General features: G+C 66.5%; 21 protein-coding genes. 9 read left to right on the plus strand and 12 right to left on the minus strand.

Annotation, left to right across the window (positions count from 1 at the left end):
• Positions 1-269: 269 nt before the first annotated feature.
• Positions 270-1,382: a branched-chain amino acid ABC transporter substrate-binding protein gene (locus tag AC1DJT_RS06450; protein ID WP_441488337.1), complete on the minus strand. Its 1,113-nt coding sequence runs from the start codon at positions 1,380-1,382 to the stop codon at positions 270-272.
• A 329-nt stretch (positions 1,383-1,711) separates the two neighbouring features.
• The gene (locus tag AC1DJT_RS06455) at positions 1,712-2,647 is read right to left on the minus strand and encodes a polyprenyl synthetase family protein (protein WP_441504378.1); all 936 of its coding nucleotides are present in this window, start codon (positions 2,645-2,647) and stop codon (positions 1,712-1,714) included.
• Positions 2,648-2,727: 80 nt separating this feature from the next.
• Here AC1DJT_RS06455 and mtgA point away from each other — a divergent pair, with 80 nt between their 5' ends.
• A complete protein-coding gene (gene mtgA / locus AC1DJT_RS06460) occupies positions 2,728-3,447 on the plus strand; it encodes a monofunctional biosynthetic peptidoglycan transglycosylase (RefSeq protein ID WP_441487961.1) in 720 nt (239 codons plus the stop codon).
• Positions 3,448-3,566: 119 nt separating this feature from the next.
• Positions 3,567-3,752, plus strand: a complete 186-nt coding sequence (gene rpmF, locus AC1DJT_RS06465; protein ID WP_043233137.1) for a 50S ribosomal protein L32 — start codon at positions 3,567-3,569, stop codon at positions 3,750-3,752.
• Between the two features lie 196 nt (positions 3,753-3,948).
• Here the strand turns inward: rpmF and AC1DJT_RS06470 are convergent, their stop codons facing one another.
• Complete coding sequence (locus tag AC1DJT_RS06470; RefSeq protein ID WP_162768306.1) at positions 3,949-4,149, minus strand: hypothetical protein; 201 nt, start codon at positions 4,147-4,149, stop codon at positions 3,949-3,951.
• 177 nt (positions 4,150-4,326) lie between these two features.
• Here AC1DJT_RS06470 and AC1DJT_RS06475 point away from each other — a divergent pair, with 177 nt between their 5' ends.
• On the plus strand, positions 4,327-6,018 hold the full coding sequence (locus AC1DJT_RS06475; RefSeq protein WP_476833745.1) for an EAL domain-containing protein: 1,692 nt from the start codon (positions 4,327-4,329) through the stop codon (positions 6,016-6,018).
• Between the two features lie 95 nt (positions 6,019-6,113).
• On the opposite strand, the gene phaR is transcribed toward AC1DJT_RS06475, so the two are convergent.
• Positions 6,114-6,710, minus strand: a complete 597-nt coding sequence (gene phaR, locus AC1DJT_RS06480) for a polyhydroxyalkanoate synthesis repressor PhaR (RefSeq protein ID WP_441504379.1) — start codon at positions 6,708-6,710, stop codon at positions 6,114-6,116.
• A gap of 299 nt (positions 6,711-7,009) precedes the next feature.
• On the opposite strand from phaR, the gene AC1DJT_RS06485 reads away from it, so the two are divergent.
• From AC1DJT_RS06485 to phbB, 3 genes are read left to right on the plus strand one after another with little or no spacing between them, the layout of a single operon-like run.
• Positions 7,010-8,188 (plus strand): acetyl-CoA C-acetyltransferase, encoded by a 1,179-nt coding sequence (locus tag AC1DJT_RS06485; RefSeq protein WP_476833746.1) that lies wholly within the window; start codon positions 7,010-7,012, stop codon positions 8,186-8,188.
• A 9-nt stretch (positions 8,189-8,197) separates the two neighbouring features.
• The gene (locus AC1DJT_RS06490) at positions 8,198-8,413 is read left to right on the plus strand and encodes a DUF1737 domain-containing protein (protein WP_441487966.1); all 216 of its coding nucleotides are present in this window, start codon (positions 8,198-8,200) and stop codon (positions 8,411-8,413) included.
• A 33-nt stretch (positions 8,414-8,446) separates the two neighbouring features.
• A complete protein-coding gene (gene phbB / locus AC1DJT_RS06495) occupies positions 8,447-9,169 on the plus strand; it encodes an acetoacetyl-CoA reductase (RefSeq protein ID WP_441487967.1) in 723 nt (240 codons plus the stop codon).
• A gap of 104 nt (positions 9,170-9,273) precedes the next feature.
• Here phbB and catB read toward each other — a convergent pair whose 3' ends face one another.
• The 4 genes from catB to pdxR form a co-directional block, all read right to left on the minus strand.
• Positions 9,274-9,906, minus strand: coding sequence for a type B chloramphenicol O-acetyltransferase (gene catB / locus AC1DJT_RS06500; RefSeq protein ID WP_476769367.1), 633 nt, complete (start codon positions 9,904-9,906; stop codon positions 9,274-9,276).
• Positions 9,907-10,038: 132 nt separating this feature from the next.
• The gene (locus tag AC1DJT_RS06505; protein WP_476833747.1) at positions 10,039-11,259 is read right to left on the minus strand and encodes a histidine kinase; all 1,221 of its coding nucleotides are present in this window, start codon (positions 11,257-11,259) and stop codon (positions 10,039-10,041) included.
• 31 nt (positions 11,260-11,290) lie between these two features.
• On the minus strand, positions 11,291-12,583 hold the full coding sequence (locus AC1DJT_RS06510) for an adenylosuccinate synthase (RefSeq protein ID WP_113517094.1): 1,293 nt from the start codon (positions 12,581-12,583) through the stop codon (positions 11,291-11,293).
• 209 nt (positions 12,584-12,792) lie between these two features.
• Complete coding sequence (gene pdxR, locus AC1DJT_RS06515; RefSeq protein WP_476833748.1) at positions 12,793-14,211, minus strand: MocR-like pyridoxine biosynthesis transcription factor PdxR; 1,419 nt, start codon at positions 14,209-14,211, stop codon at positions 12,793-12,795.
• A 95-nt stretch (positions 14,212-14,306) separates the two neighbouring features.
• Here pdxR and AC1DJT_RS06520 point away from each other — a divergent pair, with 95 nt between their 5' ends.
• Both AC1DJT_RS06520 and AC1DJT_RS06525 read left to right on the plus strand, forming a co-directional pair.
• Positions 14,307-14,735, plus strand: coding sequence for a cupin domain-containing protein (locus AC1DJT_RS06520; RefSeq protein WP_441487970.1), 429 nt, complete (start codon positions 14,307-14,309; stop codon positions 14,733-14,735).
• An 11-nt stretch (positions 14,736-14,746) separates the two neighbouring features.
• Positions 14,747-15,199: a carboxymuconolactone decarboxylase family protein gene (locus AC1DJT_RS06525; RefSeq protein WP_441487971.1), complete on the plus strand. Its 453-nt coding sequence runs from the start codon at positions 14,747-14,749 to the stop codon at positions 15,197-15,199.
• 109 nt (positions 15,200-15,308) lie between these two features.
• Here the strand turns inward: AC1DJT_RS06525 and AC1DJT_RS06530 are convergent, their stop codons facing one another.
• Together AC1DJT_RS06530 and AC1DJT_RS06535 are read right to left on the minus strand one after the other, a co-directional pair.
• A complete protein-coding gene (locus AC1DJT_RS06530) occupies positions 15,309-17,018 on the minus strand; it encodes a mucoidy inhibitor MuiA family protein (RefSeq protein ID WP_476833749.1) in 1,710 nt (569 codons plus the stop codon).
• A gap of 103 nt (positions 17,019-17,121) precedes the next feature.
• Positions 17,122-18,000: a type 1 glutamine amidotransferase gene (locus tag AC1DJT_RS06535; RefSeq protein WP_441487973.1), complete on the minus strand. Its 879-nt coding sequence runs from the start codon at positions 17,998-18,000 to the stop codon at positions 17,122-17,124.
• Positions 18,001-18,122: 122 nt separating this feature from the next.
• Here AC1DJT_RS06535 and AC1DJT_RS06540 point away from each other — a divergent pair, with 122 nt between their 5' ends.
• The gene (locus tag AC1DJT_RS06540) at positions 18,123-19,037 is read left to right on the plus strand and encodes a DMT family transporter (RefSeq protein WP_441504385.1); all 915 of its coding nucleotides are present in this window, start codon (positions 18,123-18,125) and stop codon (positions 19,035-19,037) included.
• Positions 19,038-19,145: 108 nt separating this feature from the next.
• On the opposite strand, the gene bla is transcribed toward AC1DJT_RS06540, so the two are convergent.
• Together bla and serA are read right to left on the minus strand one after the other, a co-directional pair.
• A complete protein-coding gene (gene bla, locus AC1DJT_RS06545; protein ID WP_476833750.1) occupies positions 19,146-20,141 on the minus strand; it encodes a class A beta-lactamase in 996 nt (331 codons plus the stop codon).
• A gap of 70 nt (positions 20,142-20,211) precedes the next feature.
• The coding region (serA, locus tag AC1DJT_RS06550) for a phosphoglycerate dehydrogenase (protein WP_476833751.1) at positions 20,212-21,791 on the minus strand (1,580 nt) is incomplete at its 5' end.

The following is a 21,791-nucleotide window of genomic DNA, read 5'->3' on the forward strand; positions in this document are numbered from 1 at the left end:
AGGCATTGTTGCCGGAGGACGGAACCGAGCGCAAGGCGGATGCTCCCGCATTGCTGCCGACGAAGTCCGAGGTTGTTGTGATTGTCCAGCTCCACTCCCCACTCCCCTTCAATCATGGGTTGAGGCAGGCAATGTTCGGCGCGCGGCCCCGGCCCTGGAAGAGCCTGGCGCAGAGCGTCGAGCTGGCAGGGGCATCGGGATCAACGAGGAAGTCAGGCGGTGGCGCGAAGAAGGCACGGGTTTGCCGTCTTCGCGCCCGAACCTGCTCGTTATTCCACGGCGACGATCTTGCCGCCCTCCCATTTGAACATCGAGAACGCCGGCGAGCTGAGATCGCCATTCTTGTCGTAGGCCAGCTTGCCGATGGCGGTGGTGATGGGCCCTCCGGACTTCAGCGCTGTCGCGACTGCGGCGGCATTGGTGGCCTTGCCGGCTTTCTCGATGCCGGCCTTCAGCACTTCGACCGCGGCATAGGCATTGAGCGTGAAGGCTTCCGGCGGGATACCCTTGTCCTTGAGAACTTTGACCGCTTCCGCGGAGTCGGGGTTCTTCAGCGCATCTGTCGCGTTGGTGAAGAGTGCGCCTGCCGCCGTCTCATTGGCGATCGCCCAGAACTCCGTGTTGGAAAGCCCCTCGCCGCCGATGATGGTGGCCTTGAGCCCGGCGTCGCGAAGCTGCCGGGCGAGGAGACCACCTTCCGGATGGTAGCCGCCGAAATAGATCAGGTCGATATTGGCGGCCTTGAGACGCGTGGTGATGGCCGAGAGATCCTTTTCGGCCGGTGTCAGCGACAGGTAGAGCGCCTCGTTCAGGCCGCCGGCGTTGATCCCCTTCTTGAAGGCATCCGCGAGGCCTTTGCCGTAGGTGCCCTTGTCGTGGATGACCGCAATCCGCTTGTCCCTGAGATTCTTCAGGACATAGTTGGCGGCGACCTCGGCCTGCTGATCATCGCGGCCGCATGTCCGCAGAACATTGGTCAGCCCTCGGGTGGTGAGTGACGGCGCCGTAGCTGTCGGCGTGACCATCAGCACGCCGTTCTCGGCAAAGACATCGGACGCGGGAATCGCGACGCCCGACGTCACCGGCCCGACAACGAAGCGCACCTTGTCCCCGACCAGCAGATTGGCGGCCGAAACGCCCTGCTTGGGATCACCGGCATCATCGGCAAGCTTGAGCACCAGCTTCTCGCCGAGCACGCCGCCCTTCTTGTTGATGGCGTCGATCGCCGCCTCTGCGCCGTTTCGCACCTGGTCGCCATAGGCAGCGACCGGACCCGTCAGTGGTGCGATGAGGCCGATGACGATATCGGCCCGTGCGGCCGGCGCCGAGGCGAGCAGCGTGGCAGCAAACGCCGCACTGACGAAGAACTTGAACTTGCTCATCACAATCCTCTCCTCAACTGGCTCGCAGTTCCTGTCCTGGATGCGAGCCTTCGTGGTGAAGCGGTCGAATACCCTGCCACTGCGCGGGGAGGCCGGGCAGGGGCGAAACGTGCATAGAGATCGCTCGCGGGTTTTATAGGGCAGCAGGCCTGCCCGCGGCACTGCGCCCGCCAGGTGGGGTGGGTGTCAAAATTGCCGGGTCGGCCGGGCGAGCGGCTGCCCTCCGTCCGTGGGCATGTCCTGCGGCGCAGAGTCCATGCCTAATGCGGAGCTGCATGCTGCCGCCCCACGCAAAACTGCGTGGATGTCATCGCTGCGGAGCTCGGGCCCTAGTTCTGCCGCGTCGCTGCGAACCATGCCGCAGCCCGCAGCATCGCGGCCTCCTCGCCAAAACCCGACACGGCCGCGACGGCCTCCTCGCAGAGCCGGTCGCGCTCGCGCTTGGCGCCGGCGAGACCGAGCGCGCTGATCAGGGTCGCCTTGCCCTTGTCCTGGTCCTTGGCCGTGGCCTTGCCCATCTGCTCCTGGCTCGCCTCGACGTCGAGGACGTCGTCGGCCACCTGGAAGGTGGCGCCGACTGCCCGGCCGTATTGCCCAAGCGCGGCAAGGGCGGCCTCATCGGCGCCGCCGAGGCGCGCACCGATCTCGACGCTGGCCGCCAGCAGCGCCCCCGTCTTCATCGCCTGCAGTCGACGAATTTCGTTCTCGGCCAACGCGTTCGAGCCCGGGTCGAAGCGTCCCTCCGCCGCGAGATCGAACATCTGGCCGCCGACCATGCCGCCGAGCCCGGACGCCCGGGCGAGGCAAAGCACCAGCGCCGCGCGGACCGCACCCGACTCGTGGGTGGCTGGGTCGGCAAGGACCTCGAAGGCGAGCGTCTGCAGCGCATCCCCGGCCAGGATCGCGGTTGCCTCGTCGAAGGCCCTGTGGACCGTCGGTCGTCCGCGGCGCAGATCGTCATCATCCATCGAAGGCAGGTCGTCATGGACGAGCGAATAGCAATGCAGCAGCTCGACGGCTGCGCCGGCTCGCAAGGCCTGCGCTTCGCTGGCCCCGAAGAGCAGTGCCGTCTCGACCGTCAGGAAGGGCCGCAGGCGCTTGCCACCGCCGAGCGCGCCATGGCGCATGGCCGCGAGCAGCCGTTCGGGGCGCGCGATCTCGCCCGCTCCCGGAACAGCCTGGAGCAGACCGTCGAGGAGGGCCTCGATCGCATCGGCCGTCTGTGAAAGACGGGCCGGAAGGGCGTCATCTGCGGCGGAACTCATGCGCTGATCTCGCGTTCGCAACGGTGGCGGGGGCTTGCCGGATGGGGGCGGGATCGTCAAGTTGCGGGGGCATGGCGGTCATGGCGGGTCACGAGCAAACGCGGCGGCGAGGAATTGTCGGCCGCGCATTGGGGTGGTGTTTTCGCATCCTCATCGGGCTCGCCGTTGTCCTGGCGCTCGGGCTGCTGATCTTTCGGTTCATGCCCGCTCCCTCGACGCTGATGCTCGCGCGCTGGCTGAGCTTTCAGCCGGTGGAACGGCAATGGGTGCCGCTCACGCAGATTTCGCCTTCGCTGATCCGCGCCGTCATCGCCGCCGAGGACCAGCGCTTCTGCAGCCATTCTGGCGTCGACTGGATCGAGCTCAACGCCGTGCTCGATGATGAGGATGGCCCGAGCCGCGGCGCTTCGACGCTGACCATGCAGACGGCTAAGAACGTCTTTCTCTGGCCGGGGCGCTCCTATCTGCGCAAGGCGCTCGAGATTCCGCTCGCGCTCGTGATCGACTTCGCCTGGCCGAAACAGCGGATCATCGAGGTCTATCTCAACGTCGCCGAGTGGGGCGATGGCGTTTTCGGCGCGGAAGCCGCCGCCCAACGCCATTTCCGCAAGCCTGCCGCCCGCCTGAACACTGGCGAGGCTGCACGGCTCGCCGGTGCGCTGCCGAATCCGATCCTGCGCAATCCCGCCAAGCCGAGCCGCGGCCTGCAATCGGCGAGCGGGCGAATCCAGCGCCGTATGGCGCAGCTCGGATCGCTTGGGGATTGCGCCGTGCCTTCCGGCATGAAAGATGTCGATTAGGCCTAGTCATCCCCTCTGCGAGCGTGTATGGCCATCGCCTCACGAGATTGATCCGTCGTCGTGGCGGTGGCGTGGCTCTGCGGCCTGCGCTTCCGGACGGCGGCACGATGGAGAGTACAATGGCCGTTCCGAAGAGAAAGACTTCGCCGTCGAAGCGCGGCATGCGCCGCTCCGCCGACGCGCTGAAGCAGCCCACCTATATCGAAGACAAGAACTCCGGCGAACTGCGCCGYCCGCACCATGTCGATCTGAAGAGCGGCATGTATCGCGGTCGCCAGGTGCTGAAGGCCAAGACCGAGGCCTGAGCCCCGGTTGTAGGCTTGCGAGTCTAGGAGCCGGCCGCGAGGCCGGCTTTTTCTTTGGCCAGTTTCCGCCGGCGCCTGCCAGGCCCTCTGCCGAGGAGCGATCTGTGATCGCGTCTCGATGGATGTCTCCGGTGCGGCTTCCGGATGATCCATCGGGACACCGCTGTCATGCGGCTCCTCGGCAGAGGGCCTGGCCTCACGCGACCAGGCGCTGCCGCTTCCTTCCGGCGCGCTGTGCCTGGGCCTCGTAGCGCCGCGCCGCGACCTGCGGCGTCTCGCGCGCCCGGCGCGCGAACGGACCGATTTCGGCGTGACTGGCCGCGATCTGCAGCAGCAGCATCGTCGATGCATCGGGAAGCGCCTGGTGGCTTCTCGCCCCGTATTGCTGATCCCGCATGTGCCACTCCGGAACGCTAGGGTTGCGCTGGAGGTAAAGTTGCAATCCAGGGGCCGGCCTTAACCGGGCGTTAAGCCAGAAACCTGCATCGTTTCGAAACATCTCCCGATCTCGTTCGGCCAGGACGGCACGACGCCAAAGGTGTCCCGCGGCCTGCGCCTCTAAGGCCCTGCACCGATGCCTGCGCCATCGATCCTGAGTACCCGTGACGAAACGATCGTCGACCCGCGCAGCCTGCTCTCCTCGATCGGCGAGGTGGTCTACAGCTGGGACATCGCCAGCGATTCGCTGAACTGGGGTCCGAACGCCGCCGAGGTTCTGGGACCGATTCCGGTAGCTGCGATGAGCCGCGGTCTCGCTTTCGCCGGGCTGGTGGAGCCGGGTAGCGGCCGCAGTCGCTACGACGCGATCTTCTCGACCGGCGGACAGKACCATGGCGAAGGTGCGATCTACCGCACCCGCTACGCAGCCGATCTCGGCGGCCGCAAGATGTGGATCGAGGATGCCGGCCGCTGGTTCGTCGGCATCGACGGTCAGCCTGCCATGGCGCGCGGCGTGCTGCGCATCGAGCGCTCTGTGCGGCCCGACGAGCTTACCGCGCAGAGTCGCGACGTCTGTGACCGCGGAGCGCTGGTCGAGCGCCTCGAAACATCGCTGCAGGAGCATCTCGCGGCGGAGCGACCGGTAGTCGTGCTGATCGCGGCGATCGACGAACTCGCGCGTCTCAACGATGATTTCGGCCATGAGGCCACCGATGAGATCATCGGCGTGGTCCAGGAAAGGCTGCGCTCGGTGATGCGCCGACGCGACCATCTGCTGCGCTATTCCAGCAATCGCTTCGCCATCCTGCTCGCAGGCTGTCCGCAGAACCAGATCGAGCCGGCGGCGCGGCGCTTCATCAAGGCCGTCGCACAGTCCGCGATCGAGACCGGGCGCGGCATTGCGCTGGTGCGTCTGCGCGTCGGGGCGGCCGTCGCGCCGGATCTCTCGCGCCATGCCGGTACGCTGGTCTCGGCCGCTGAGAACGCCCTTGCCGGCGCCAAGGCGGGCGCGGTCGATACCGTCGTCATCGCACGTCAGCGCGAGTTGCGTGAGCCGGCGCCGGACCACAGCGGATTCGATATCCAGGCCCTCGCGGCACTGAACGAACGCCGCGTCCGGCTGGCGCTGCAATCCGTCGTGGAGGCCAGAACGCGCGAGGTTGCCTTCCACGAAGCGCTGCTGCGGGTCGGCCATGGATCGGAAGGGCTGTTCTTCTCGGCGGCAGAGCTGATTCCGCTGCTCGAGCGGCGCGGGCTCGTCCGGCTCTTCGATCACCGCGTGCTTGAGCTCGCCGTCGAAATGCTCGCGGCCGATCCGAACATGACGCTCTCGATCAACGTCTCGCCGCGCTCGCTCGGCGATCCGGAATGGCTCGACGCCTTCCTGGCCTGCACCCGCTCATCCCGCGGCCTCGCCGGGCGGCTGATCGTCGAGATCACGGAGACTGCGACKATCGAGGATCCGCGCCGCCTGGCCCGCCTGCTCGGCAAGATCAAGGATCAGGGCGCACGCATCGCGATCGACGATTTCGGCGCCGGCCACACCTCGCTGCGGCATCTGCGCGCCTTCCCGATCGACATCCTGAAGCTGGACGGCGCCTTCACGCAGAACCTGCGACGTTCGACCGATGACCGCTTCTATGTCCGCACGCTGATCGACCTCGCCCGCCATCTCATGGTCGACACTGTCGCCGAATGGGTCGATGACGAGTTGCAGGCGACCATGCTCACCGATTGGGGCGTGACCTATCTGCAGGGGCATCTCGTCGGCAAGGCCGAACTCTGGCAGCCTGCGGTGCCCTCAGAGCTGCATCGGGCGGTGGGCTGAGCCGAGGCAGGGAGCGGTCTCGGGCAAGCGATCGGCCCGAGACACTCTTGATCAGGACGGGCCCGGGGCAAGCCCGGGCCTGGGGCATTGCCCGCTCACTTCGTCTTGGCGAGCTTGTCCAGCCGGTCGCGCATCTCGGAGAGTTCCCGCTTCAGGTCGCCGAGTTCGTCGCCCTTGCCGGCGGCTGGCGCTGCATCGCCCTTCGGCTGGCCGGAGGCTGCTGCGGCAGCAAAGGGGTTGAACAGCCGGAAGGCTTCCGTGAACATCGCCATATTGGCGCGGGTCTGGGCCTGGATCGCGTCCAGCCCGGTGCCGCCGAAGGCGCCGCCGGTAAAGGCCTTGCCCATCATGTCGCGGAACTGGTTCTGGTCCTTCGTGAGATTCTCCATGGAGAACTCGAGATAGCGCGGCACCAATGCCTGCATGCTGTCGCCGTAGAAGCGGATCAACTGGCGCAGGAAGGTGATCGGCAGCAGATTCTGCCCGTCCTTGCTTTCTTCGTCGAAGATGATCTGGGCCAGCACGGAGCGCGTGATGTCCTCGCCGGACTTGGCGTCGTAGACCACGAAATCCTCTCCGCCGCGGACCAGGCCCGCCAGATCCTCGAGGGTGACGTAGGAGCTCGTGCCCGTGTGATACAACCTGCGATTGGCGTATTTCTTGATGACTGTCGGTTCTTTTTCGCTGGCCATCATACCCTGCATCGCGTTGATCCGGGCCTGACATTTCAGGTCCAGCGGAACGATCCTCCCGGCAACGATAACCTGTCAGCCGCATGCTGCAAGTTTTTTGAACGTTTTTCAATCAATCTTACCAAGCGGAACGGCGGGAGGGGCGAGCCAGTGCTGCGATGCAGCACGGTCACCGGCACCCGATCCGCGCTCTCCCTCTCTTGGCCGGCTTGACGCGGCCGCGGCAGCCTTCGAAGGTGAGAGCCGAACCTGGTGGCCTGTCCCTGGCGAGCCATCACGACAACAGCGAGGAACTCTCCATGGCCGATACTGACATCGTAATCGTCGGCGCAGCGCGCACGGCGGTCGGCGCCTTCAACGGCGCTTTCGCCAACACGACGGCACACGATCTCGGCGCTGCCGCGATCAAGGAGGCGCTCGCCCGCGCCAAGGTCGAGGGCGGTGAGGTCAATGAAGTCATCATGGGCCAGATCCTGACCGCCGGTCAGGGCCAGAATCCGGCCCGACAGGCTGCGATGAAGGCCGGCATCCCGCAGGAAGCGACCTCCTGGGGCCTCAACCAGCTCTGCGGCTCGGGCCTGCGCGCGGTCGCCATCGGCCTGCAGCAGATCGTCAATGGCGACGCCGACATCATCGTTGCCGGCGGCCAGGAATCGATGTCGATGTCGCAGCATGCCGCGCATCTGCGTAACGGCACCAAGATGGGCGACACCAAATTCATCGACACGATGATCAAGGACGGGCTCTGGGACGCCTTCCACGGCTACCATATGGGCACCACTGCCGAGAACGTCGCGACCAAATGGCAGATCAGCCGCGAGGAACAGGACAGGTTCGCCGTCGGCTCGCAGAACAAGGCCGAGGCTGCGCAGAAAGCCGGCCGGCTCAAGGACGAGATCGCTCCCTTCACCGTCTCGACCCGCAAGGGCGATATCGTCGTCGATCAGGACGAATATCCCCGTCACGGGGCGACGCTGGAGGCCATGGCCAAGCTGAAGCCAGCCTTCTCGAAGGACGGCACGGTGACTGCCGGCAACGCGTCTGGCCTCAATGACGGCGCTGCCGCTCTCGTCCTGATGACCGCCAAGGAAGCAGCCAGGCGCGGTCTTACCCCGCTCGCCCGCATCGCCTCCTGGGCCACTRCCGGCGTCGACCCGGCCATCATGGGCACGGGCCCGATCCCGGCGACGCGCAAGGCACTGGAGAAAGCCGGCTGGAAGATCGGCGATCTCGACCTCGTCGAGGCCAATGAGGCCTTCGCGGCGCAGGCGCTCGCGGTCAACAAGGACCTCGGCTGGAACCCCGATATCGTCAACGTCAATGGCGGCGCGATCGCGATCGGCCATCCGATCGGCGCCTCCGGCGCGCGCGTCCTGGTCACGCTCCTGCATGAAATGGCCAAGCGCGACGCCAAGAAGGGGCTCGCCACGCTCTGTATCGGCGGCGGGATGGGTGTCGCCATGGCGGTGGAACGCTGAGCCTTCACCATGGCGAAGCAGACGACGCTCTATCGCTATCTCACGGGGCCCGATGACGCAGCCTTCTGTCATCGGGTCTCGGAGGCCTTGAGCAGAGGCTGGGAGCTCTATGGCCCCCCGACCCTGACTTATGACGCCAAGGAACAGCGCGTCATCTGCGGCCAGGCCATCATCAAGGACGTGGACGGGCCCTATTCGCCCGACCTGAAGCTCGCGGAACAATAGCTCAAAAGACCAAAACGAAGAGGGGACAACCAGATGACGAAGGTCGCGTTGGTCACGGGGGGGACGCGGGGTATCGGCGGAGCGATCAGCCGGACCCTGCAGGCGGCAGGCTACAAGGTGGCGGCCAACTATGCCGGCAATGACGAGGCGGCGGCCAAGTTCAAGGCGGAAACCGGCATCCCGGTCTATAAGTGGGATGTCGGCGATTACGATGCCTGCACTGCCGGCATCGCAAGCGTCGAGGCGGAGAACGGGCCGGTCGACATTCTGGTCAACAATGCCGGCATCACCCGCGACGGTTTCTTCCACAAGATGACCAAGGACCAGTGGTCCGCCGTCATCCGCACCAATCTCGATTCGCTCTTCAATATGACGCGGCCGGTGATCGAGGGCATGCGCGGGCGCAGCTTTGGCCGCATCATCGTGATCTCGTCGATCAACGGCCAGAAGGGCCAGATGGGCCAGGTGAACTACTCCGCGGCCAAGGCGGGCGATATCGGCTTCGTCAAGGCGCTTGCCCAGGAGAACGCCAACAAGGGCATCACCGTCAATGCGATCACGCCCGGCTATATCGGCACCGACATGGTCGCTGCCATGCCGGAGGAGGCGCTGAAGCGCGTTGTTGCCGGTATTCCCGTCGGCCGGCTCGGCAAGCCCGAGGAGATCGCCCAGATGGTCGCTTTCCTCGCTTCCGATCACGGTGCCTTCACCACCGGCGCGACGTTCGCGGTCAATGGCGGGCAGTATATGGCGTGAGCGTGTTCGGGCTGTCGGCGCGAGCCGCGCCGACAGCCCTCAAGTCGAGGCGCCCGCGGCAAACGCGGCTTCGGCCTGGCGATGAGGGCAGGCGGGATGCGCCTTTACGCTGAGGCTTCCTGCCAGCGCCGGTACAGCCCGGCGATGTCGTTGGAGCAGAACAGATCCATGCCGTCCCTGATCTGCTCCACCGGCCAATCCCACCAGGCCATCTCCAGCAGCATGACGATGTCGGCTTCGGTGAAGCGCGTGCGGATCGGCCTGGCCGGGTTGCCGCCGACGATCGAGTAGGGCTCGACATCCCTGGTGACGAGGGCACGGCTGCCGATCACGGCACCATGGCCGATCCGGATGCCCGGCATGATCATCGCCTCCGCACCAATCCAGACATCGCTGCCGACCACGGTGTCGCCGGCCGGCCGGAAGGCGTCGCGCGCACCGGCGAATGCAGGTTCTTCCGACATGTAGAAGAAGGGGAAGCTGGAGACCCAGTCGTTCCGATGCCCCTGGTTACCGGCCATCATGAAGCAGGCGCCGGTCCCGATCGAGCAGAAGCTGCCGATGATGAGCTTGTCGACATCGGCGAGGTCGGGCCGCAGATAGCGGGCACAGTCGTCGAAGGAATGCCCGTGATAGTAGCCGGAATAGTAGCTGTACCGACCGACGATGATGTTGGGGTTGGTCACCTGTTCCGACAGAAGCCTGCCCTTGAACGGGCCTTCAAAGGCGTTCGCCATCCCGGCGTGCTCCCGTCGTTCAGCGCAAATCCAGCGAGATTGAAGCGGGCAGATGACCCAGAGCGATCGAAGGGAAATCCGGGAACCGCTCCGKGGCTTTACCGATCGGTGCCCGCGTCTCTTCTTCAGTGCCTAGCGCCAGCGTCCGAAGGCATCGTCAAGCGTCTGGCTGCCCGAGACACCCTTCTCGAAGGTGATGATGCCGCGTCGTCCGGACGCGAAACGCAGCKGGATGTCGATCCAGCTGCGCGTCTGCATCAGCTCGATATTGCGGTCGATTTCCACCGGCACATTCGAGAGCGCGGCCACGAAGAGATTGTCGCCGAGCGCGGAGGCGATGGCGGAGAGTGGTGCGCCCCGTTCGTTCTCGTCGGTCTTGAGCTGCGGCACGCCGACCTCGCGGATCGCGTCGGTCGTGGCATCACCTGTCCGCGTGAAGCGCAGGCCAATGATATGCGAGGCCGGGAAGGCGCTGTCGGTATTGCGGCGGATGGTGAAGTCGAGGCTCAGGCCGGCATCCGGTACCTCGACACTCGCACGCACGATGGTCTCGACCGGGCGACCCTGCCCGGCGCTCTCGCTGTCGAGCCGCCAGACGACCCGGCCATTGACGGCTTTCGGCTGCTGCGGGGTTTCCGGCACCTCGGTGTAGAGAATGGCGCGCTGGGCGACGGCGATCTCGCTGCCTTGTGAGGCTGTCGCGCCACCAGGCCGTGTGGCCGGTCCTGCGCCTGTCGCTCCGGCATCGCCGACCCGGTCGTTCAGCTTGCCGGCGCTGTCCGGCTGCGACTGCTGGACCTGCGCCTCGGTCCGAGGGCGCTGCGCCGCCGTGTCGGAGGGATTGACCTTGTTGACATAGAAGGCAGTCGCCGCGATCGCGACGACCGCAAGCGCGACGCCTCCGCCGACGATCGCGGTGCGGATATGACCGGGATCGACGCGGCGTTCGCGCGGAGGAGCGACGCGTGGGCGGACCGGCTGCGTGTCGACCGGCTCCTGGCTGTCGACCGAGCGGCTTTCGAACGGGTCGATGACGGGGCTCGCCCCGACCTCCTCATGGGCCATATCGGCCGGCAGAGCAGGCTCAGGCTCTGGTTCCGGAGCGGGGCGGATCGTCGTCGTGGCGGGGCGCTGGGTCTCAGCCTCGTCGTAATCGGCCTCGACACGCGACATCGCCTCGTCGAGCGCCAAGCGCTCGCGCATGATCTCGGCCTCGCCGACCGGTGGGTCGAGACTCCGCAGCTGGGCGACCAGAGCTGTCCGGGCGCGGTCATAGACCGCGCGGCGCGCTTCCGGGGACTTGTCGGGCAGCCCGGCGATCGCGCGCGCCAGGATGGGATAGAAATCGGCCATTGGCCTCAATTGTCCGTGTTGGGCTCGCCCGTCAACCCTCGAAAGGATTGTGGACGAGGATGGTGTCGTCGCGCTCGGGGCTGGTCGAGAGCACGGCGACAGTGGCGCCGATCAGCTCCTCGATGCGGCGGACATATTTGATCGCCTGGGCCGGCAGGTCCGCCCATGAACGGGCATTGGCGGTCGAGCCTTCCCAGCCTTCGATCGTCTCATAGATCGGCTCGACGCGGGCCTGATCGCTCTGGCCGGCAGGCAGATGCTCGAGCACGGCGCCGTCGAGGCGATAGCCGATGCAGACCTTGATCTCCTTGAAGCCGTCGAGGATGTCGAGCTTGGTCAGCGCGATGCCGTCGATGCCGGAGGTCTTCACGGTCTGGCGCACCAGGCAGGCGTCGAACCAGCCGCAGCGGCGCTTGCGCCCGGTGACGACGCCGAATTCCTTGCCCTTCTGGCCGATCAGTTCGCCGGTCTCGTCAAAGAGCTCGGTCGGGAAGGGGCCTTCGCCGACGCGGGTCGTGTAGGCCTTGGCGATGCCGAGCACATAGCCGACCGCGGAGGGGCCCAAGCCGGAGCCGGTMGCGGCCTGGCCGGCGACGATGTTGGAGGAGGTCACGAACGGGTAGGTGCCGTGGTCGACATCGAGCAGCGCGCCCTGTGCGCCTTCGAACAGGATGCGCTTGCCGGCGCGGCGCTCGGAATCGAGCAGCGCCCAGACCGTGTCGGCATAGGGCAGGACCTGCGGCGCGACCTTGGTCAGCTGCTCGAGCAGCTCGGAGGCATCGACCTCGCCGATGCCGAGCCCGCGACGCAGCGCGTTGTGATGGGCGAGCAGGCGCTCGATCTTGGCCTTCAGGATCGCGGGGTCCTTGAGGTCGATGACGCGAATCGCACGCCGGCCGACCTTGTCCTCATAGGCGGGGCCGATGCCACGCTTGGTCGTGCCGATCTTCAGCCCGGCATTGCTGGTCTCGCGGAAATGGTCGAGCTCGCGGTGCAGCGGCAGGATCAGGGTCGCGTTGTCGGCGACGCGCAGGTTCTCGGGCGAGATCGCGACGCCCTGGGCGCGCAGCCGCTCGATCTCCTCGACGAGATGCCAGGGATCGACCACGACGCCATTGCCGATGACCGAAAGCTTGCCGGGGCGAACGATGCCGGACGGCAGTAGCGAGAGCTTGTAGACGACGCCGTCGATGACGAGCGTATGGCCGGCATTGTGACCGCCCTGGAAGCGCACCACGACATCGGCCTGGCTCGACAGCCAGTCGACGATCTTGCCCTTGCCTTCGTCACCCCATTGGGCGCCGACCACCACCACATTCGCCATCGGACTGGTATCCCTGCCTCGTTGCCGCAAGCGCCGCGCACATGAAAAACCCCGACGCAAGGCCGGGGTTTCGGGGCAAGTCCTTGCAAGCCCTCATGGGCCAACATTGCGGCAAGGTCAAGATTGACCGCGTGCCGGAGAGGCGGCTGTCCGCACGGAGTTGCGCGCATCGGGCCTGATCCTGCGACCATCTGACACTCGCGCGCGGATCACCTGCCATCGAGCCGCACGAGTTCGATCAGCCTGGCGCAATCGGCCGCAATCCGCCGTTCCGCCAAATTGGTGATGCCCAGCAACAGGCCGCGGCGCTCGGGCGGCTCCGCATACCAGGGCGAGAGCGGCACCGGCGCGATCCCGAAGGGCAGGGCGCGCAAGGCGATGTCGAAATCGTCAGTGCCGGGCGGCAACTCCATCCGTACGGACAGGCCGCCGGTGGCATGGATGGCGAAAGCCCCTTCTGCGGTCTCCTGCAACTGCTGGAGCAGCAACTCGCGCCGTGCGCTGTAGAGCCGCTTCATGCGGCGCAGGTGGCGCAGATAATGGCCCTCGGCCAGGAAGCTGGCCACGGCATGCTGAAGCGCGGCGGACGGAGCCGGCGCGAGACAGGCGGCAATCGTGCCGAAGGCCTCCGCGACGGCGGCCGGAACCACCAGGAAGCCGAGCCGCAACGCCGGGCTGATCGTCTTGCTGAAGCTGCCCGCATGCAGGACGCAGCCATCCTGATCGAGCGAGGCGAGCGCTGGCGCTGCGCGTCCCTTGAGCTGCAACTCGCTGAGATAATCGTCCTCGACGATCCAGGCCCCCGCTTGCCGGGCCCAGTCGAGCAGAGCCAGCCGGCGTGCCAGCGACAGCGTCACCCCGAGCGGAGCCTGCTGCCCCGGGGTGACGACGGCCAGCGCCGCCTTCGGAGCGCGCCGTATGCCCTCGGTGACCGACAAGCCCTCGCCATCGACCGGCACCGGAATGGTCGTCATTCCTGCAAGCTGGAGGGCGCTGCGCGTCAGGGGAAAGCCGGGTTCTTCGAACCAGGCTGAGCGACCCTCGAGGCGTAAGGTACGGATGATGAGACCGAGCGAACCCGCAAAGCCGTTGGTTACCAGGACCTGGGTCGGCGTGCAGCGAATGCCGCGCGCGATGGCGAGATAGGCGGCGATCTCGCGACGCAGGTCCGGATGCCCGCGTGGATCGGGATAACMGACCGGCGCGACCGCGGCCTTCCGGGCAGCGCGCACCATCACCCGCGACCAGAGGGTGATGGGGAAGGCATCCTGCGCCGGAACGCCCATCTGGAAGGCGAGCGGTGCGTTCTCAAAATCGGGGAACAGCTCAGGAAAGGGCGGCCTGTCTTTGGGTTGCTCGGCTGCCGCCAGCACCGGCATCCTGTCCGCGACGTGCGTTCCGGCGGCGCCCTGCGACAGGATCCACTGCTCGTCGCTCAGCCTCTCATAGGCGGCCCTGACCGTTCCGCGGGCGATGCCAAGCTGCGCGGCAAGATCGCGCCAGGACGGCAGGCGCGCCCCGCCGGCGAGCTGGCCCTCCCGGATCGCATCGCGAATGKCGGCGTGAATCTGCAAGGCGAGCGGCGCCTTGGCGCTGCGGTCGATCTGGATGCGGAGCGGAGCGGTCATCACATCATGGTATAGCCGTTTCTGTCGATCTTGGTGCTTTCTCATGCATCATCCGGCGCGCATTCTCCTGCCATCGAAATGAACGGAGAACGGAGATGAGCTTTCGAGCCTCTGCAGCCGGCGCGGCCCTGCTTGCCGCGCTCGCCCTTCCCGCCATCGCCTCGGCTCATTCGCCCAGGCCGGGCGGAGAGACGGTCAAGCCGGTATTCCGGCAGGCGATTCCCAACATTCCCGGCAAGAGCCTGGTCAGCGTCGAGGTGACCTACAAGCCCGGCGCGGCCTCGACCCCGCACCATCATGCCGGTTCGGCCTTCATCTACGCCCATGTGCTCTCGGGTGCGATCCGCAGCCAGGTCGATGACCAGCCGGCCCGGGTCTACCGGACCGGCGAGACCTGGTTCGAGGTGCCGGGCGCGCACCACACAATCAGCGAGAATGCCAGCAAGACCGAGCCGGCGCGCCTGCTCGCCGTCTTCATCGTCGACAGCACCGAAGAGGTGCTGACCACTCCCGATCACCAGTGAGGAGCGACCCCATGACCCAGCGTCTCGATTACACCAGCGTTTCGCCTGCCGGCATGAAGGCTCTTGGCGGAGTCTATGCTCATGTCGGCCAGTCCGGCCTCGCCAAATCCCTGGTCGACCTGGTCTATCTCAGGATCTCGCAGATCAATGGCTGCGCCTATTGCATCGACATGCATTCGCGCGATTTGCTCAAGGGCGGCCTTGCCGTCGAGAAGCTGGTGCTGGTGCCGGCCTGGCGCGAGGCGCCGAGCCTGTTCTCCGAGCAGGAGCGGGCCGCCCTGGCCTGGGCCGAAACCGTGACGCGTGTCGCTGACACCACCGTGCCCGATGCGGAGTTTGCGGCCGCCTCTGCCCAGTTCAGCGAGAAGGAACTGGCCGATCTGACGATCGCGATCGGCCTGATGAACGCCTATAATCGGATGGCGATCAGTTTCCGCGCCGTCCCTGCGGCGGTGCGGCGCTGAACCCTCGAGCATCGGCCCGAAAAGTGGATGGCGGTTTTCGGGAAAGCCGATGCGAACAGGGAAAAGTTAGATCATCGKGCCGGATACGAGATCCGCGCCGATCATCCAGTCAGTTCTGCGCCAGCGGGCGCGGCATGTCCGCCGGCTGGATTGGCCTGGACTCGAACGTGACCTCGCGGTCCCCCGGCCATTTCAGGCGGTAGGCGAGCTTGATCTCCTTCTCCGCGCCGGGGGCGAGATCGAAGGTCCAGGCCGAGACGCCGCGCTTGTCGCCGACCTGTTTCTCGGTGGGCGGCGTAGTCTGCGGCAGGGTCTCGACCGTGATCGAACTGTTCTCCGAGAAGGGCACGCGTTCCATGACGGTGACCTTGACCGGTTGAGCGTGGAGGCTCTTCACCACAGTCCTGAATTCGCGCAGATCCGTGCGCGTCTGGCCAAGCCAGGTCGGCTCGTTCTCCCGGCGGCGCACCGGGGCGCGGCTGACCTTGAGCTTGTCATCTGCGCCGAAGCCGAGCTCGACCTTGTCGCCGGGCGCGACCAGCCCGAGCCGGCCGCGGCCGATATAGGCGCCGTCACGGTGCAGCAGGACCTCGCCTGGAAGCAGCGGTGCCTCGTCCTCGTGGAGGAAGACGGCTTCGAGATAGGCTTTCTCCTCAAGCTCCGGCGTGGCGCGGGCCAGGAGCGTCGGGCTGACCTGGCCCTGGCTCAGCACCACGGCCTTGGACGTCGCGCCCTGGGGGACTGTGACGCGGCCAGGCACGATGAAGCTCGCCTGATAGGTACTGGTCTCGACCTGGGCCGTCTGGACTTCTGCCGGGCGCGCTGAATCCGCCATCTTGCGCGACTTCGCGGCCTCGAATTCGGCTTCGGCCCTCGCCTTGGCCGCCGCCATCGGGGCCGGCGCGGCACTGACGCGYGTGCGRCTCTCATAGAGAACCGCCGCATCGAGGAAGGCGACCTGCACCGGGGCGAGCTCGGGTGCGCGCGTGCCGCCCGCCGAGCGCGTGGTCGAGAGGGTCAGCGCGACGTCGGTCCAGTCCTCGCCGGTGCGCTGGCGCAGCTCCGCGCGGCGAATGAAGGTGATCTCGGGCTTGGCKGCGGMGCTGCCGGTCGCCAGCCTGGCCTCATAGCTCGGMAGCCAGTTCGCGCTGGTGACGCGGTAGCTGACGGTGAACTCGGCTGCGAGCGGGGCCTTGGCCTCGACCGCGATCGCGACGTCGCGCTTGGGTGCATTGCCGCGGCCGGCCTGTGGCCTTGTGCGCTCCAGAGCCTCGATTTCAGCCTGCGTATCCGAGACGCGGCTGCGGGCGATGCGCAGCTCGTCATTGACCTTGACCAGCGCGGTGCCGATCGCGTCGAACACGGCCGGCCAGTCGCTGATCGGCAGTGCCTTGCCGTCGGGGCCGAGCTTGTCGGGGCCCGTCTGGCCGAAACGCTCGATGGTCCCGCGTTTGGCTTCGATCGCGCTGACCTGACCTTCTAGCGTCTCCTTCTGCTCGCGCAGGGCCTTGAGCTTGGTCTCGATCACCGCATCGAGGCCCTGCCTGGCATCGCCGGGAACGGGGCGGACATCGACCGCGCCAATCGCGAAGGCGCCGTCACCCTTGCCTTCGACACGGATCGAGGCGGGATCGACCGCCGCCGGCAGGCCACGCAGCACGACCTGCGAGGCCCCCTGCAGCAATTCGGCCTTGCCGAGCCGCGTCACCACCGCGCCGTCGGGATAGACCGTGACCCGGTCGATCCGCGTCGGCAGTTCGATCTCGGCTGCGCTTGCAAGGCTCGGCGCGAAGATCAGGGCGGCGGCAAGTCGGCTCATCATCAGGCATTCCCCCCGAGGCAAATCAGTGCGGCGGATTGGCGCGTCGGAATTCGGCGCGGCCAAGGCGGAATTGGGCCGGAATGCGGATGTGCCCTGGCTTTCAGGCCCTGGCGCGCATGCTCATGTGAGGCTTGACGCGATGTGCGATGAAATTCCGCAATTCGGTCACGCGCCGCTCGCTGTCCAGAACCTCTTCATCGAGGCCGTGAGCCCAGGCGAGATCATGCCGCGTCGGCTCGGCATCGAGCGCGTAGAGATCGGCAAGCCAGCTCTGCGCCGCCGCTTCGTCCTTGCGGAAACCTTCCGCGATCAGGGCTGGCACCATGCGCCCGAGGATCGAGGCGACCTGACCGAGCGGGAATTCGGGATGATATTGCACGCCCCAGAAGGTGCCGCCGTCATGGCGGATCTCGGCTGCATGCACGGCGCTGTAGGCATTCGAGGCGAGGACCGTCGTATCCGCCGGGGGCAGGGCGATGGTGTCGAGATGGATTGCGGGCGCATCGAAGCTGAGCGGGCGACCGGCGAGCAGCGGATGCGAGCGCCCGGCCTCGGTCAGGGTGATCTTGCGGGCGACGCCGATCTCGCGGCCCCTGGGGTTGGCGACGACGGTGCCGCCGGCGGCGACCGCGCCCATCTGGATGCCCCAGCAGGAGCCGAAACTGGGCGTGCCGCTGGCATAGATCGCCCGCATCAGCTCGATCTGGCGCGTGACCGACGGTTCGAGGTTGTAGATGTGCAGGGCTGAACCGGTGAGGAAGATGCCGTCATAGGACGAGAGCCCCGCACCGTCCGGCAGGTTCGCGCCGGCATCGGCGGGCAGGCAGATATCGGTGATGCTCTCGGGCGCGATCGAGCGCACGACATCGGCATAGGCTTCGCCCGGTTGGCTGCCATAGCCGGCAGCATGGCTCTCGCGCTGCTCCCGTGTGTTGCCATCGACGACGAGCAGGCGCAGCGGTCTCGAAACATGCAGCATGGTGGCAAACGCCTCTTGGGAGGGATGCGTCGGGCGACGGGCAGCCTTGCGCCTCATCTCATAGGATGCGACGGGGACACAAGGCTATTGAAGCGCATTCCGCCCCCGCACAGGCCGCAACCTTGTCCCCAGCCACCTCCCTGCCGCAGCGTGTCTGGGGCAACGCCTACCTGCTCCTGATCCTCACCACCTTGATGTGGGGCGGCAATGCCGTGGCGAGCCGGCTTGCCGTGGGGCAGATCTCGCCAATGGCGCTGACCTCGCTGCGCTGGGTATTCGTCTGCGCGATCCTGCCGTTGATGCTGCGGCGCGAGCTGAAGCACTATGCCCCGGTCCTGCTGGCGCATCGCTGGCGGATCATCATGCTCGGCGCCCTTGGCTTCACCGCCTTCAACGCGCTGATGTACCTCGCGGCCTATTCGACGACCGCGATCAATATCGGGATTCTGCAGGGCTCGATCCCGGTCTATGTGCTGATCGGGGCCTTCATCGCCTATCGCACGCCGATCGGCTGGATGCAGGCGATCGGCGTCGCAGTCACCATGCTTGGCGTCGTGGTGACGGCGAGCCGCGGAGACTTCGCGACGCTGGCGAATTTCAGTTTCGTGCCGGGCGATGTTTGGATGATCATCGGCTGCGTCTTCTATGCCGGCTACACGGTCGGGATCCGCTCGCGTCCGGCCGTGCCGGGGCTGGTCTTCTTCACGGCGATGGCGATCGTCGCCGGCATCGTCTCACTGCCGCTGCTCGGGCTCGAAATCTGGAACGGCAGCGTCATCTGGCCGACCCACGAAGGCTGGGCGATCCTGGCCTTTGTCGTGCTCGGGCCGTCGCTGCTCTCCCAGCTCTTCTTCCTGCGCGCGGTCGAGCTGATCGGACCTGGCCGGGCCGGCGTCTTCGTCAACCTGGTGCCGGTCTTCGCACCGATGCTCGCCGTGCTGATCCTGGGCGAGCGACTCGCGCTCTATCACGGGCTGGCGCTGACGCTGGTGCTCGGCGGCATCTGGATCGCCGAACATCGCGCCTCCAGGGCGTGATCCCTTAGATCAACGGATCGGATATCATATATATCCAGTCCGATGATCTAACCTCCTGTATTTGCATCGCTTTCCCGAAAACCGCACTCCACTTTTCGGGCCGATGCTTTAGTTCAGGCTCTCGACCGCGAGCTTCGCCACGGCTGCATGCGCCGCTTCGCGCGCTGTGGCATCGGCCTGCGCGCCGGCAAGATAGACCGCGATCGCGAAACGCCGCCCGTCGGGCAGAGCGACGATCCCGATATCGTTGGTGGCGCTGTTGATGCCGTCGAGCGTGTCGCCGGTGCCGGTCTTATGCGCGAAACTCGCGCCAGCGGGGAGGCCGGCCCTGACCCGCTGGGCGCCGGTCGGTGATTTCAAGAGGATCTCGGTCAKAAGCCGGTCATGCGCCGGCTCGCGCAGCCAGTTGCCCCTGGCGAGGCCTTCGAGAAAGGCGATCGAGGCCTCGGGCGTGGCGGAATCCCGAGCTTCGCCCTTGATATAGCTCTCCAGCGCCGGGCGCCGCTTCTCCCTCGGCATGGCCGCGATCGCGGCCTCGAAGGCTTCGTCGTCGATGACCTCATCCCAGGCGAAGGCCGGCAGGCCGGCGATCTCGGGCTGGAATTCGCGCTCATAGCGATCGACCGAAATTCCGGCGATGCCGCCCTCGTTCAGCATCGTCGTGACGACCTTCGGCCCGCCGGTCCGCTTCATCAGCACGTCGGCGGCGCTGTTGTCGCTTGCCCCGGTCGAGCGGGTCAGAAGATCCGTGACCGTGTAGCCCTGTTCCTCACCCTTGAAGCCCTTCTTCATCGGGCTCCAGTAGGGCGCGAGCTCGGTGCGCTTCACGCGGATCTCCTGGTCGAGCCCGAGCTTGCCGGCCTCGACCGCCTGCAGCACCGCGATCGCGAGCGGCAGCTTGAAGACGCTCTGCATCGGGAAGCGCTCCTGCCCGCGATGCGACCAGCTCTTGCGGTCCTTCAGATCGATCAGCGCGACACCGAGGCGGCCCCTGGCATCCTGTTCGATGGTCTTGATGCCGCTGTCGAGCTTTGCCCTGTCCCAGTCGGCGAGAGCTGGCGTGGCAACGAGGCAGGCGAGGGCGAGAGCGGCGAATCGCGGCATGAAAAATCCCCTGTGGCGGGGCCACAGGGGATCTGGATTGCGGCGCCGTTTGGGCGCGATGCCGGCGGCTTCAGAACTTCAGCCGGCGCGCCCGCTTCACCATCGGGATCTCGTGGATCTTGGCGAGCAGCTCGTCCGAGATCGCCTCGTCGACGGCGACATAGCAGATCGCATCCCCGCCCGGCTTGTCGCGGCCAAGGCTGAAGGTCGCGACATTGACGCCGGCCGCGCCAAGCAGCGAGCCGAACTGACCGATGAAGCCCGGCTTGTCGGCATTGCGGACATAGAGCATGTGCGGCGCGAACTCGGCATCGACCTGGATGTCGCGGATCTCGACGATGCGCGGCTTGCCGTCCTGGAACACCGTGCCGGAGGCATGGCGCGGCATGTCCTCGGCATCGACGACGATGCGGATGACGCTCTCGAGATTGCCGGCGACCTCGCGTGTCATCTCCTCGACGACGATGCCCTTCTCCTTGGCGATCATCGCGGCGTTGACCATGTTGATCTCGGGCAGGAAGGGCCGCAGCACGCCGGTGATCGCGGCGGCCGAGATCGCCCTCAGATTGAGCTGGGCGACCGCGCCCTCATACTCGATGCGGATGCCCTTCACGGCGGCTTCGGTCAGCTGTCCGAGGAACGAGCCGAGCTTTTCGGCCAGCGCGACGAAGGGCTTGATCCGCGGCGCTTCCTCGGCCGAGATCGACGGGAAGTTGACCGCATTGGTGATCGCGCCCTTGAGCAGGTAGTCCGACATCTGCTCGGCGACCTGGAGCGCGACATTCTCCTGCGCCTCATTGGTCGAGGCGCCGAGATGCGGCGTGCAGACGACGTTCTCCAGCCCGAAGAGCGGGTTCGTCTCGGCCGGCTCAGCCGAGAACACGTCGAAGGCGGCGCCCGCGACATGGCCGGACTTGATCAGCTCGGCGAGTGCTGCCTCGTCGACCAGGCCGCCGCGCGCGCAGTTGATGATGCGCACGCCCTTCTTGGTCTTGGCGAGATTCTCGGCCGAGAGGATGTTCTTCGTCTTCTCGGTCATCGGCACGTGCAGGGTGATGAAATCCGCACGCTTCAGCAACTCGTCGAGCTCGACCTTCTCGACGCCGAGCTGCACGGCGCGTTCCGGCGAGAGATAGGGGTCGAAGGCGATGACGCGCATCTTCAGGCCGATGCCGCGCTCGGCGACGATCGAGCCGATATTGCCGCAGCCGATCAGGCCGAGCGTCTTGGCGGTGATCTCGACGCCCATGAAGCGGTTCTTCTCCCACTTGCCGGCCTGGGTCGAGAGGTCGGCGGAGGGGATCTGCCGGGCGAGCGCGAACATCATGGCGATGGCATGCTCGGCAGTGGTGATCGAATTGCCGAAGGGCGTGTTCATCACGATGATGCCGCGCGCGGTCGCCGCCGGGATCTCGACATTGTCGACGCCGATGCCGGCGCGGCCGATGACCTTGAGATTCTTCGCCTGCTCCAGGAGCTTGGCGGTGGCCTTGGTCGCCGAGCGGATGGCGAGGCCGTCATACTCGCCGATGATCGCGGCGAGCTTGTCCTTGTCCTTGCCGAGGCTCGGATCGAAGGTCACGTCGATGCCGCGATCCTTGAAGATCTGCACGGCGGCGGGAGAAAGAGCGTCCGAAATCAGGACTTTGG

This window comes from Allobosea sp. 05T422_2, assembly GCF_056396265.1.